This window comes from Cohnella herbarum (assembly GCF_012849095.1).
Classification (GTDB): Bacteria; Bacillota; Bacilli; order Paenibacillales; family Paenibacillaceae; genus Cohnella; species Cohnella herbarum.
The window spans coordinates 1,444,239-1,456,546 of sequence record NZ_CP051680.1 but is presented as its reverse complement, the minus strand read 5'-3'; the positions used below and the strand labels follow the sequence as shown (position 1 = coordinate 1,456,546).

The window sequence follows — 12,308 nt, the reverse complement described above, 5'->3', positions numbered from 1 at the left end:
ATGTCCGATATGTTGCAAGTCGCTAAACGCGAGATTAAAATCGGTTTTCGAAATCCGTGGGCATATTCCTTCTTAGCCTTGTTTTCCGTATTCAGCCTTTGTTTGCTGCTAATTAATGCCCAAAACGTTGTGCAAGGATACTCCGGAACAACAGGTTCCATGCTTAGCCTTATTCTATACTTGTTACCCTTGATGACCTTGTTCCTTGGTTCCTTCTCCTTAACCGCGGAGAAGGAGGAGGGGAGTTGGCAGTTACTATCCACTTACCCTCTTGGGACGTTATCTTTCGTTGCAGGAAAATACATCGGCTTATCGGTTGTTCTGATTACGATCGTCGCCTTTGGTTATGGACTGATGGGGCTTGTTAGTCAAATCACGGGAACCGGCTTCGATTCCAAAACCTACTTTTTGTTTTTGGCATTCTCGGTCGGATTGGTTTTATTATTCCTGGCGATATCCATGATCGTAGGCTCCTTGTCGCGAAACCGCTGGCAAGCGATGACGATTAGCGTTGCCATATGGTTTTTCCTCGTTGTCGGATGGTCTACGATACTGATTGCGATACTCGGAAGCTTGCCATATTTGTGGATCAAACCGATCTTGGTCGCTTTAACGTTCGTTAACCCCGCGGAGTTAGTCCGGTTATTCGTCGTAATAAAGCTCGGAGGAGGTTCCGTCCTCGGTCCGGAATATTATGAATGGGTCATTTGGGTGCGCCAATCTTCCGGTACTTTTCTATTCTTGGGCGTCTGTATCGCATGGATTGTACTCTCTATGGGGTTAGTCTATTGGATATGGGAAAGGGGACGATCGCGTGGATGAATCGCTCGTTAAAGTTTCCGGCGTCAGCAAGACGATCAAGAAGCAAACGCTCGTAGAACCTATAGATCTGAAGATCCGTAGAGGAGAAGTTCTTGCCTTGTGCGGCGGCAATGGCGCAGGGAAGAGCACGATCCTTCGAATGATTGCGGGAATCCTTCAGCCTAGTACTGGCGAGATTAGCGTAAACGGACTAGCGTGGAAAAAGGACAGAGCAGCATTCGCTACGCAAATTGGATATATGCCTGACGATTACCAATTCAGCGCGGGTTTATCTGCCTTCGAAGCGCTGTCCTTCTGGGCTGCCCTGCGTTCCGTGCCGAAGCAACGCGTTCTGGATACTTTGGCTATGGTAGGTCTCGAGAGCAAAAAAAACAATAAAGTGCATACTTTCTCTAAGGGCATGCGGCAGCGTTTATTATTCGCTCAATCCCTATTGTCCAACCCTCCGCTTTTGATTATGGACGAACCTACCAATGGACTCGATCCTTACTGGATGAATGAGTTCGTTCAATTGATTAAGAACATCAAGCAGGAAGGTCATGCGATTATTTTTTCTACACATCAGCTTCCGGTAGCTGAAGACGTCGCGGATCATGTCGTATTCCTCAATGAAGGAAGAAACTGCGGAGAAGGTAGCGTAGAACACTATCGTGCCCGCTTCGGCCACCATCCTTTACATGCAGCTTTCCAAGAGGCGCTCAGATGAGACAACGAACGGCAAGACTTAATGTCGTTAGCGTAGCAACTGTTATCATTGCTTTAATTGCCCTCATCCTGATGATCCGACTGTTTATTTCGACGGACCGTTCCGAGAGCCATGAAAAGAAGGGGAACCTCTCAATCGGACTCGAAGCGCCTGAATTCGAAGGGGTGAATACAGACGGAGAGAGGGTGAATCTTCGTTCATATCGGGGTCAAACCGTATTGTTAAACTTCTGGGCATCCTGGTGCAAGCCTTGCGTAAAGGAAATGCCGCTTATAGACGAGATCTACCGATCCAAGGAGATCAACTTCCAGTTGGTGTCCGTTAACGTTGGCGAATCAAGAGGGACGGTTAACGAATATCTAAAACAACAGGACATATCTTTCCCTGTCATCATCGATGCGACGGGGAAAGTCTCAACGCTCTATCGAATAGTCGGCCTACCTGCCACTTTCGTAATCGATGCCAATGGAAAGCTTCGTCAAGTCGGCATTGGGGAAATCACGAACCGAGATCAATTGCTTTCCATGCTCCAAACTTAGTAATAGGTGCAACAAAACAAGGGGGTAAAACGAAATCCATCTGGATTCCGTTTTACCCCTTAGAATTTATTGATTCCTAGGTATGGATGTCATAAAAAATACGCATATTGTTAATTGTAAGATATTGATTGAAGAGGGTGGTAAGTTATGGGTAAAGTTGCGTTGGTGCTAGTGATTATCGGAGCGGTTAATTGGCTCCTCGTCGGTTTATTTGAATGGGACTTGGTCACCGCGTTGCTAGGAGGGGATTCTCATCGTGAATCTTCAATGATTAGCCGAATCGTGTATTTCTTGGTTGGAATTTGCGGGTTGTATTGCATCAAATATTTATTTACGAATGATTCTCACGCAAGAACGTAAAACGAAAATCGTACTTTGCGAATATTAATCTAAGGTGGAGGAACCTGCATTTTGCAGTTCCTCTTTTCTTCGTTAGCTTAAGAATAATATTGTTCGATGACATATTTAGTGCGGTTAGGTAGCTAAATTGGTGGATGTTTACGCGATAATTGTCCATTGGAATTTATTGTGTAAAGTTAAAAAAATTGTTGACGCGACACCAAATGGTGACCTAAAATTAAAACAACACTAAATGGTGTCCAATTAGAAGTTAGTTCATTTTATAAAGTTGGGAGCTGGGGAAATGAGTTTTTTCAAGGATGCTTTCGCAATATTCAAAAAGAGAGAATTATTATTTTTAGAAAGCCGCAAAGAATCGGAAGATGTATATTCTTTTTTATTTGAAAAAGATAAAGATTTAACTTGGACAGCAGGGCAATATGGTTTGTTTAGCATTACTCATAAGAACATCAAAAATGTTACAAAGCCATTTAGCATGGCATCTGCTCCTACGGAAAAGATTGTTAAAATAACAACGCGTATCCGTAATAACCCAAGCGATTTTAAGAAAGCGCTATTAGAATTACAGGAGGGAATGAAAGTTAAAATGAGCGGGCCTGTAGGGTCTTTTTGTCTACAAGATAACAGTCCTTCGCTTCTGATCGCAGGCGGAATCGGAATTACTCCGTTTCGTTCGATCCTAAAACAAATAGAGTCAGAAGGAAGCGAAGACGGAAAACAAAGAAAACTTCTTTATCTTGATGGCAAAAAGTCTTATCTCTACAAAGATGAACTTGATGAACTGGCTGACAAAACTTCAATAAGCGTCGCTTATCTGGATTCAAGGGACGACTTACATCAGGAAATCGATAAGTTTAACGATGTATATTCAAACAATGGTAGTTACTTCATCGCAGGACCGAAGGCAATGGTAGATTCCATATCCGGCTATTTACAAAGTCATAATATTTCAAAAAAGAACATCAAAAAGGATGCTTTTTACGGGTATTAGTTAATAATGAATTCGAATGAGTGATTAGGGGACGAAAAGTTTAACCTTATGAGGAGGGAATAATGTGGAAGTTTTTGGAGAATATTTCGCGCGTATCGATAATCCGCAACATCGTGCCCGAACGGAAGAGGTTATGGATTGGGTAACTAAGAAATTTCCGAGCTTAGTGCCGAAAATTGCGTGGAATCAGCCTATGTTTACCGATCACGATACCTTTATTATTGGCTTTAGCGTATCCAAACAACATTTGGCTGTTTCCCCTGAAAGGGCGGGAATTAATCGTTTTTCCGATGAAATCGTGCAGGCTGGTTATGATCACACCAAGGAACTGCTACGTATACGGTGGGATAGTCCGGTTGATTTCTCATTACTTGAGAAAATGATCGAATTCAATATGTTGGACAAGGCAGACTGTTCAACCTTTTGGCGGAAATAGGAAAACAGAACCTAATAAATAGTCCCTTAACAAGTCGCGTAAATCGCGGCTTTTTGATTTTGCGGGATCAGGTACCGGTTAACTGACAAGCTAATCTTTAAAGTTTCTTTCGTTTTTTCTCCCCTGCTTATTCATAGACACCCGTTAACATGGGTTCTATGAATGACGAAAGAGGAGAAGTAAGCATGAAAATAGCGAGTCGGATATGTATAGGCGTATTATTAGTTTTGGTGGCCATCGGTTTCGGGGGACGGGCAGTTGCCGTCGGCACAGCGGATGGCTGGCAAGCCAACCGCTTCATTGCCCATGCGATGGGAGGCATTGACGGCGTAAAATACACGAACTCTTACGAGGCATTCCAAGCCAATTACGATAGAGGATACCGATTGTTCGAGGTCGATCTCATTCTGACGAAAGACGGGAAGTTGGCCGCGCGGCACGATTGGACGGACGATTATCAACCCGGTTTGCCAGATCGAAATGGCGGCGCATCCACATTAGCGGAATTTAAAGGCACTTTGATCTATGGCCAATACGAACCGCTGAGCGTAAGGGATATCGTTCGCTTGATGCGGGAAAATCCGGACTTTTATTTGATTACGGATACCAAGGAAACTAAAGTAGAGAAGGTGAGGAGGCAATTCGAGTATTTGGTGAATGAAGTGCAGAGTGTCGATACGTCGTTATTGCGAAGGATCATACCCGAAATCTATAGTCCGGAGATGTACGATGCCGTAATGAAGATCTACCCTTTTCCGAACAAAATCTATTCTACTTATCAGTCTAGCCAATCGGCTGACGCCATCGTGGAATTCGTGAAAAATAAAGGATTTTCCGCGGTCGCGATGCCCGTATCCAGGGTGCTGTTAGATCCGTTTCTCGTATTTCGCCTGCACAAGATCGGGTTGAAAAGTTATGTGCATTCGTTAAACAATAGTGCTTTCATGATGTTGTTAAACCGCTCGGTCGGCGTATACGGATTTTATACCGATCTAGAAACCGGTCCCAAGCAGTTGTCGAGCGAAATGGACAGTTTAAACGAACCATTCGAACATCATTTATGGATCTGCATATTTCTAATCGGCCTAGGAAAAATAAAAAGTGGCGTAAAAAAGGACAAAGCGACGAAAATCGTAAGGTGGAAAAATAATGCCGAAACATAACGTGCTGATCGTGGATGACGAAGCGGAGATTCTAGAGGCTCTGACGATTTACTTATCAAGCGAAGACATCGTTGTATTTACGGCTTCAAACGGAGTAGAGGCTCTCGCAGTCCTAGAGATGGAAACGATTCATCTTATTATCATGGATATCATGATGCCCCAGATGGATGGTATCAAGACGACTTTCAAAATTCGCGAGCATCTGAATATCCCGATCGTCTTGCTCTCCGCGAAATCGGAAAATACGGACAAAATTATGGGACTCAATATAGGGGCCGACGATTATATCACGAAGCCTTTTAATCCTATGGAGCTGGTAGCGAGAGTAAAATCGCAATTAAGGCGGTTTACGAATCTGGGATCGCACAAGATGGCCGATGACCAGATCGTAATCCGCGGTCTTGCTTTGGACAGAAGCTCCAGAACGGTCGTGGTCGACGGCGAAGAAGTCAGGCTTACGCCTAAAGAATACAAAATTTTAGAACTGCTTATGGTGAATAAGGGGAGAGTATTCTCCATCGACGAAATTTACGAGAAGGTATGGAATGAACCTGTTTATGCGTCCGAGAATACCGTTGCCGTACACATTCGAAATATTCGCGAAAAGATCGAAATCAACCCGAAGGATCCGAAATACTTGAAGGTGGTGTGGGGGATTGGATACAAAATGGAAAGCAAGTAATCCATTCGCCGGATTCAAGCGACAATACGAAAAAATCTCAAATTCGATCGGTCGATTTTCTTTCGATATTCGGCTATTGGGAGCTGCGGGTATCTGGTGGCTGATCGTACTGGGAATCGGCAATTTATCCTTCTGGGGTTACCGTTCGGATATTGCCTTAAGTTACGTCATAACCATATTTTTAGTCGCATTCGGCGTCTTCGTTCTTCGAATTGCCCATCTTCTCGTAGCACCGGATAACCTACTTAAACAATGGAGAAACAGTCTCCTGCTTAGGTATTTGCGTACATGGCAAGGCGGGATCATGGAATATCGAATTGCGCTTCCGATCGTTTCGTTCGCTCTTCTATCGGCTGCCGCGGGAATCGTCGGCTATCGGTTATACGGCTACTATCGCTATGTCGATGAGAAGTGGCTTATTCTGTACATGTGTTTCTACGTGCTCGTTATCTTACCCGCGGTATTAAATTTCGCCGGGAAGTTCCGTCGCTTATTGCTCGAAACGAAGGAAATCACCCAAGGGAATCTACAGGCAAAAATCGAGATCAAAGGGAAGGGGCCAATTTCCGATCTCGCCTCCCATATCAATAACATGAAGATAGGTTATCGAAAAGCGCTTGAGGTGCAAATGAAAAGCGAACGTCTCAAATCGGAGCTCATTACGAACGTGTCGCACGATTTGAAGACGCCGCTCACATCCATTATTAATTACGTCGATTTACTTAAGAAAGAACAGCCGGGATCCGAAAAAATAGGAGCTTACGTGGAGGTGCTGGACCGCAAATCGTCGAGACTTAAAGCGCTAATCGAGGATTTATTCGAGGCGTCGAAGATGGCTAGCGGAACGATAGAACTCGATATTCAGCGAATCGACGTTGTAGCGCTTTTAGATCAAGCCGTGGCGGAATTCAAAGATAAATTCGAACATTCCTCGTTATTTCTTCGCATGAAAATGAGCAAACCCCATATTTACGCCTATCTGGATGGGAACAAAACTTGGCGATTGTTCGAGAATTTACTTTCCAACGCCCTTAAATATTCGCTTCCAGGCACGAGAGTTTATGTATATCTTGACGAGGTGGACGGCCGTGTAACTTTTCAAATTCAGAATACCGCCCAGTACGAGATCGATTTTGCTCCGGATGAGTTGTTCGAAAGATTTAAGAGGGCCGACGAATCCCGCCATACCGAAGGGTCAGGGCTAGGGCTAGCCATTGCCAAAAGTATTGTCGAATTGCAGGGCGGGGATATCCGAATCGAGGTTAGCGGAGACCAGTTTAATGTGCTGATTGGTTTTCCTATAGAGGCGAGGGACTAGCGGTAGGTATCCAACACGCGTTTCATGTTCGGCAACACATCGGAAGTTCCTTTTATCTCGGCTGGAGCGTTGGATAAGGCGAAGTCGTTTTGTGTATCAATGGTGATCAGTACGGATGTACTCCAATTTGGATCCGTATAACACATGCCACTCACCTCAATGGAAGGTTTTCTATGATCCTATCATAAAATAAAAATGGATGATATCATTATGGAATCATCTAATGTCGAGGTGGAGAAAATGTTTCAAAAAGAAAGCTATACAGGAACGAAACAACAAAACTACCAATTGGTTACGCAACAACTTTCATCGCTGCTTGAAGGCGAAACCGATAGGATTGCGAACTTATCCAATGCTTCGGCGCTACTGAATCTATTTTTAACCGATGTAAATTGGGTCGGCTTTTATCTGTTGAAGTCAGGCGAGCTTGTACTTGGACCGTTCCAAGGGATGCCGGCTTGCATTAGAATACCGATAGGTAAAGGGGTCTGCGGAACTGCAGCTCAAAAGAGGGAAACGATTAGAGTGGACGACGTCCATTTGTTTCCGGGTCATATTGCATGCGATGAAGCTTCGCAATCGGAAATCGTGATCCCGCTCATTAAAGACGATGAACTGATCGGAGTTCTGGATATTGACAGTCCAAGCAAAGGTCGATTTGATGGAATCGATCAAGATTGCCTGGAGCGATTAGTCAAGAATTTGGTGAAATACATCTAGGGAGAATTTTATTAATCATAATCCGATCCCGAATGAAGTCCGCGGAAACCGCGGGCTTTTTCGTTTTGCGGATTAAGTATTTTCGGAAGCCAAGGGTCACTTGTTGTAAAACAACTTCAAACCGGATTGACTAAATCGTTCTACTGCAATAGAATATAATAGTAATGTTCTAGTGCAGTAGAACGGAGGGGATTTCTTATGAGCATAAAACTGTTTGATAGCGAGCTTAATATTATGGAAATTTTGTGGCAAGAAGGGGATACGACGGCAAAGAAGATCGCGGAAATAACAAAGGAAAAAATAGGCTGGAGCAAGACTACCACCTATACGGTCATTAAGAAGTGCCTCGATAAAGGGGCGATTGAGCGGCAAGAGCCGAATTTCGTATGCCGTGCGCTTGTGACGAGAGAACAGGTGCAAGAACATGAAACAACGGAGCTCATCAATAAATTGTATAACGGCGCTCCCGATAGACTGGTCGCTTCACTGCTGGGGCAGAAACGCCTGACGTCCGAGGAAATTATCCGATTAAAGCAACTGATTGAGAAATTGCAATGAGGTGGGGGATGTCGTTTCTTGAAATGAGCGTATCGGCTTCCTGCTTCATTCTTGCGGTTGTATGCTTTCGTTTCCTGCTTCTGAATAAGGTTCCGAAAATGACGTTTATCGTTCTATGGGGTGTTGCGTTATCCAGATTGCTTATTCCTGTTTCTGTTTATTCGCAATTTAGTATTTTTACGGCGGTTAACAATATAACCACATTATTTACAGATCAGACGAGCATTTCCCTAACGCAAAACACACCAATTTCACATGGTGGAACGGTTACTACGCCACTCACAGCAGATAATCTGATCACTCCAAACGTACCCATGGAGCCGTCATCATCAATATGGATTTTTTTGCTAGCATGGCTCATTGGTTTTACGATTTTCGCTTTGTTTTTCATCATCCCGCATATCAGGTGTCGCAAAAACTACAGAACGTCGTTGCCGCTTGAAAATGAATTCATCCAAAAATGGCAGAAATCAAATCCATTATGGCGTAAGGTACGAATCAGACAGTCGGATACAATTATAAATCCGCTTACCTATGGTATTTTTCAGCCTGTGATTCTTATGCCGAAACATATCGACTATACCGACGAAGATCAACTCAAGCTTATCCTTATTCACGAGTATATTCACGTCAAACGATTTGATACGCTCAAAAAGTGGGTGCTTGCTGCTAGCTTATGCGTCCATTGGTTCAACCCGTTCGTGTGGCTCATGTACATCATGGCCAATCGTGACATCGAGCTATCTTGTGATGAAAAGGTCATACGGACATCCGGGGAGAGCATGAAGTCATCTTATGCTATGGCACTTGTCCGTTTGGAAGAAAAGAAAAGCGGGATGTTCCAGATGGCTAGCCATTTTTCGAAAATCTCAATTGAAGAAAGGATTATATCGATTATGAAAACTAAGAAAATCTCTAGAGCGGCGATTCTGCTTGCTATTGTCATTGTGGTTGGAACCGTTACGGTTTTTGCGACTTCTGCTTCGGGCAAACCGGAAGCGGCTCCGGGTAATGCTTCAGGTGTAGAAAGCAATCATACTGAGGCTAAACTTAGCGATTTCCGAGGCGATTTCCGAAATGCGACCTGGGGGATGTCGACTAACGAGTTTAGAAAAACAGAGGCCGAAAATCCAAATGGGCATGGAGAGAACATAAGGAAAGCAGAAAGTTCACTTCATTACGATGGCAATATTCACAATCTAAAGGCTGGATTCGGAACCACTTTTATAGATGATAAGCTTGTTGAAGCTCGTTATGGTATTTTTGAACAGCACTCAAATGCTACTGAACATATTAATGATTTTAATAACCTGAAGAAGAATTTGACCGAGAAGTACGGCACACCGATTACAGATGATATAACATGGAAAAATGATTTGTACAAAGATGATCCTTCTGACTGGGGGACAGCCGTTATAACAGGTAATCTGGTCTATGAAACCGTATGGGAAACAGACACAACCCATATTCTCTTGAAATTGCATGGCCGTGATAATCAGCCCTTTTTGGGGATCTTCTACTCTAGCAAGGATCACGTAGAGTTTTAGAAGCGATCATTAGCAGTGAAAATAGATACATGGAAGCAGATTCAGACGGATACGTCCTCGTTACAGGCAGATAATCGGTTAAAAGTAGCATCAGTCAAAAATTTTCGGATTATCAAGGTACACTTCACTGATGGCACAGTTTTAGGATAACAATAGGATAACTGAAACGAAAGAAAAGGAGCTAGCCAGAGGCAGCTCCTTTTTCTTTGTGGAATTACAGGTTAACCAAAAACGCAAATGACTAAAAGGGGTATCCCTAAAAAAAGCTATAGATACAGAATAGTTTATAAAATAAACCAGCACCTACAACAAGAGGCTGTCATCCTTCAAAGGATAACAGCCTCTTGTGCGTGAAAATGTGCGATTACACTGTTTTTTTCTGCGTTTCAATCCACGTCTTCAACTGGGGCGAATTCCGATTTTTCATCTGGTACGCCATGTACAGGTCATTATGGACAGTATAGGACGGGTACATAATCTTTACCTTGTTTCTAAAAAGATGGTCATTCAGCATGAACGTGGGAATCAAGCTGATTCCAGCGCCATGCTCGATCGCCTTAAGGACGCTGTGTAAATCGGGTACGACATGCGTAGGATGTGTTTGCGGACGCTTCTGGAAATGTTCGCGCCAAAAACGGCGGATAATGGGTAAATCCAAGTCATAGCTGATCCATGGCTGGGAGCATAACCACGCTTCAAAAGACTCTTTGTCGCTAAATGAGGGCTCAACGTAATCAGGAGGGGCGACTACCGCGAACTCCTCCTGCATGTACGGGATATATTCGATTCCGGGAGCAGCAAGCTTTTGAGACATGATGATGATGTCTACCTTTTCCTCAAGCAGCCATTCAAGCAGCTTGGAAGCGACACCGAGATAAGCTATGATGCGCATCTGGTACCTGTCGATATGCGGAGCGATATTTTCCCGAAAAAACTCATATGCAGACCCGATCCGAAGTACCGGTAAAGAAGCTAGCGCGTTCGTCTTCAAGGATTGCGTAGCTTCTTCCAGAGCTTCAATAAGCGGAACCACCTGAGTATAGAGTGTTTTCCCTCTCTCAGTCGGAATCATTTTCCGATGAGCACGAGTAAACAAAGATTCACCTACCTCTGCCTCCAGAGCGGCCAAATGTTGGCTCATGGCCGGCTGGGTCATCATCCTTGTTCTAGCAGCCTCCGATACGGAGTTATGCTTATAAATGCTAATGAAGCTGCGGTACCATTCAAAGTCCACCATGTTCAGCACCCTTTCTTACCTAAAGCTTTTCCGGTGTTGTGCTCCCCATAGCGTAAACAAAATTCCGATGACCGTCACTATCGAAGCAACCCAAGGTACGGCAGGAAGACCTCCTGCGAAATTCGTATCAATGACGATGCCCCCAAGATAAGCTCCAAGCGCATTGCCCAGATTAAAAGCCGCGATATTCAAGGTCGAGGCGAGAGTAGGAGCCTCCTTGGCAGTGTTCAGCATGTGGAGCTGCAGACCGGGGACGGTTCCGAATGCCGCGATTCCCAATAAGAATACAGTGATCAAGGTGAGAATCTTATATTGGTCCGTGATACTAAATACGGCAAGTATGATCGCAAGCCCGACAAGTATCCCAAGCAGGGAGGGGAACAAGCTGCGGTCCGCCAATTTTCCTCCGTAAATATTTCCGATGGTAATCCCCACGCCGAATAGGACGAGGATGTATGAAACAGAGCTGATCGAGAAACCCGTAATATCTACTAGGATTGGCGAAATGTACGTAAAAGCGGTAAATACTCCGCCAAACCCGAATACGGTCATCAACAAGGCGATATGAACCGCCGGACGTTTGAGCACTCGGAGCTCATTTCGCAAACCGGATGTTGCGTTGGCAACTTTCGGGACGAGCATGACAATCCCGACAAGCGCAACGATCCCAATAATGGTGATTGCCCAGAATGTAGAGCGCCAGCCGTAGGCTTGTCCCAGAAATGTTCCGAACGGCACTCCCAAAATGTTAGCCAGCGTCAGTCCGGTAAACATAATCGCGATTGCCCCTGCGCGTTTTTCCTTGGGAACCAGCTCTGCGGCAATGACCGAGCCAACGCCGAAGAACGATCCATGGGTAAGGGCAGCAAGGATACGGGCCAACATCAAAACCGTATAATTCGGTGCGATAGCGGCAAGCGCATTCCCTGTGATAAAGAGAATCATAAGGAAAAGTAAAAGTGCTTTACGCGGCATTTTGTGAGTGGCTATGGTTATGAAGGGCGCGCCTATCGCAACGCCTAAAGCATATCCCGTAATAAGGAAGCCGGCCATTGGGATAGAGACATTCAGACTAGCCGCTACTTCGGAGAGCAGCCCCATAATGATGAATTCCGTCATTCCGATTGCAAATGCCCCAAGCGTAAGCGCATAGAGGGCGAGCGTGGATCCTTTGCGACTTGCCTGTGCTTGCTCGGACCGAAGGGCAATATTTTCTGTTGGCATGGTTG

The 12,308-nt window shown here is 44.6% G+C and carries 14 protein-coding genes; 12 read left to right on the top strand and 2 right to left on the bottom strand.

Annotated features, from left to right (window positions below; genetic code table 11):
* The 12 genes from HH215_RS06270 (at position 1) to HH215_RS06215 (ending at position 9,842) form a co-directional block, all read left to right on the top strand.
* Positions 1 to 822 (top strand): ABC transporter permease, encoded by an 822-nt coding sequence (locus HH215_RS06270; RefSeq protein ID WP_169279119.1) that lies wholly within the window; start codon positions 1 to 3, stop codon positions 820 to 822.
* Positions 815 to 1,528 carry an ABC transporter ATP-binding protein gene (locus HH215_RS06265; RefSeq protein ID WP_169279118.1) on the top strand — a complete coding sequence of 238 codons (714 nt, stop codon included), beginning with the start codon at positions 815 to 817 and terminating at the stop codon, positions 1,526 to 1,528. Before HH215_RS06270 ends, HH215_RS06265 begins: the two co-directional genes overlap by 8 nt.
* Positions 1,525 to 2,067: a TlpA family protein disulfide reductase gene (locus tag HH215_RS06260; RefSeq protein WP_169279117.1), complete on the top strand. Its 543-nt coding sequence runs from the start codon at positions 1,525 to 1,527 to the stop codon at positions 2,065 to 2,067. The genes HH215_RS06265 and HH215_RS06260 overlap by 4 nt, the downstream gene beginning before the upstream one ends.
* 147 nt (positions 2,068 to 2,214) lie before the next feature.
* Positions 2,215 to 2,427: a DUF378 domain-containing protein gene (locus HH215_RS06255; RefSeq protein ID WP_169279116.1), complete on the top strand. Its 213-nt coding sequence runs from the start codon at positions 2,215 to 2,217 to the stop codon at positions 2,425 to 2,427.
* Positions 2,428 to 2,710: 283 nt separating this feature from the next.
* Entirely contained in the window at positions 2,711 to 3,418 is a 708-nt protein-coding gene (locus tag HH215_RS06250) for an FAD-dependent oxidoreductase (protein ID WP_169279115.1), read from the top strand.
* Between the two features lie 64 nt (positions 3,419 to 3,482).
* Positions 3,483 to 3,854 (top strand): iron chaperone, encoded by a 372-nt coding sequence (locus tag HH215_RS06245; RefSeq protein ID WP_169279114.1) that lies wholly within the window; start codon positions 3,483 to 3,485, stop codon positions 3,852 to 3,854.
* A 185-nt stretch (positions 3,855 to 4,039) separates the two neighbouring features.
* Positions 4,040 to 5,017, top strand: coding sequence for a phosphatidylinositol-specific phospholipase C/glycerophosphodiester phosphodiesterase family protein (locus HH215_RS06240; RefSeq protein WP_169279113.1), 978 nt, complete (start codon positions 4,040 to 4,042; stop codon positions 5,015 to 5,017).
* Positions 5,004 to 5,699: a response regulator transcription factor gene (locus tag HH215_RS06235; RefSeq protein WP_169279112.1), complete on the top strand. Its 696-nt coding sequence runs from the start codon at positions 5,004 to 5,006 to the stop codon at positions 5,697 to 5,699. Before HH215_RS06240 ends, HH215_RS06235 begins: the two co-directional genes overlap by 14 nt.
* Positions 5,674 to 7,017, top strand: a complete 1,344-nt coding sequence (locus HH215_RS06230; protein WP_254450388.1) for a HAMP domain-containing sensor histidine kinase — start codon at positions 5,674 to 5,676, stop codon at positions 7,015 to 7,017. The genes HH215_RS06235 and HH215_RS06230 overlap by 26 nt, the downstream gene beginning before the upstream one ends.
* A 240-nt stretch (positions 7,018 to 7,257) precedes the next feature.
* Complete coding sequence (gene msrC / locus HH215_RS06225; RefSeq protein ID WP_169284253.1) at positions 7,258 to 7,737, top strand: free L-methionine (R)-S-oxide reductase MsrC; 480 nt, start codon at positions 7,258 to 7,260, stop codon at positions 7,735 to 7,737.
* A gap of 198 nt (positions 7,738 to 7,935) precedes the next feature.
* The gene (locus HH215_RS06220) at positions 7,936 to 8,295 is read left to right on the top strand and encodes a BlaI/MecI/CopY family transcriptional regulator (protein WP_169279111.1); all 360 of its coding nucleotides are present in this window, start codon (positions 7,936 to 7,938) and stop codon (positions 8,293 to 8,295) included.
* Positions 8,296 to 8,303: 8 nt separating this feature from the next.
* Positions 8,304 to 9,842, top strand: coding sequence for a M56 family metallopeptidase (locus HH215_RS06215; protein WP_169279110.1), 1,539 nt, complete (start codon positions 8,304 to 8,306; stop codon positions 9,840 to 9,842).
* Between the two features lie 364 nt (positions 9,843 to 10,206).
* Here the strand turns inward: HH215_RS06215 and HH215_RS06210 are convergent, their stop codons facing one another.
* Together HH215_RS06210 and HH215_RS06205 are read right to left on the bottom strand one after the other, a co-directional pair.
* Positions 10,207 to 11,079 carry a LysR family transcriptional regulator gene (locus HH215_RS06210; protein WP_169279109.1) on the bottom strand — a complete coding sequence of 291 codons (873 nt, stop codon included), beginning with the start codon at positions 11,077 to 11,079 and terminating at the stop codon, positions 10,207 to 10,209.
* A gap of 15 nt (positions 11,080 to 11,094) precedes the next feature.
* Positions 11,095 to 12,303 carry an MFS transporter gene (locus tag HH215_RS06205; RefSeq protein WP_169279108.1) on the bottom strand — a complete coding sequence of 403 codons (1,209 nt, stop codon included), beginning with the start codon at positions 12,301 to 12,303 and terminating at the stop codon, positions 11,095 to 11,097.
* Between the last annotated feature and the right edge of the window lie 5 nt (positions 12,304 to 12,308).

Excerpts from the sequence above, each read along its gene's own strand:
- HH215_RS06210 (WP_169279109.1), bottom strand. The coding sequence starts at position 11,079 with ATGGTGGACTTTGAATGGTACCGCAGCTTCATTAGCATTTATAAGCAT.
- HH215_RS06240 (WP_169279113.1), top strand. The coding sequence starts at position 4,040 with ATGAAAATAGCGAGTCGGATATGTATAGGCGTATTATTAGTTTTGGTG.
- HH215_RS06215 (WP_169279110.1), top strand. The coding sequence starts at position 8,304 with ATGTCGTTTCTTGAAATGAGCGTATCGGCTTCCTGCTTCATTCTTGCG.
- HH215_RS06205 (WP_169279108.1), bottom strand. The coding sequence starts at position 12,303 with ATGCCAACAGAAAATATTGCCCTTCGGTCCGAGCAAGCACAGGCAAGT.
- HH215_RS06260 (WP_169279117.1), top strand. The coding sequence starts at position 1,525 with ATGAGACAACGAACGGCAAGACTTAATGTCGTTAGCGTAGCAACTGTT.
- HH215_RS06235 (WP_169279112.1), top strand. The coding sequence starts at position 5,004 with ATGCCGAAACATAACGTGCTGATCGTGGATGACGAAGCGGAGATTCTA.
- HH215_RS06270 (WP_169279119.1), top strand. The coding sequence starts at position 1 with ATGTCCGATATGTTGCAAGTCGCTAAACGCGAGATTAAAATCGGTTTT.
- HH215_RS06250 (WP_169279115.1), top strand. The coding sequence starts at position 2,711 with ATGAGTTTTTTCAAGGATGCTTTCGCAATATTCAAAAAGAGAGAATTA.
- HH215_RS06220 (WP_169279111.1), top strand. The coding sequence starts at position 7,936 with ATGAGCATAAAACTGTTTGATAGCGAGCTTAATATTATGGAAATTTTG.
- HH215_RS06255 (WP_169279116.1), top strand. The coding sequence starts at position 2,215 with ATGGGTAAAGTTGCGTTGGTGCTAGTGATTATCGGAGCGGTTAATTGG.
- msrC (WP_169284253.1), top strand. The coding sequence starts at position 7,258 with ATGTTTCAAAAAGAAAGCTATACAGGAACGAAACAACAAAACTACCAA.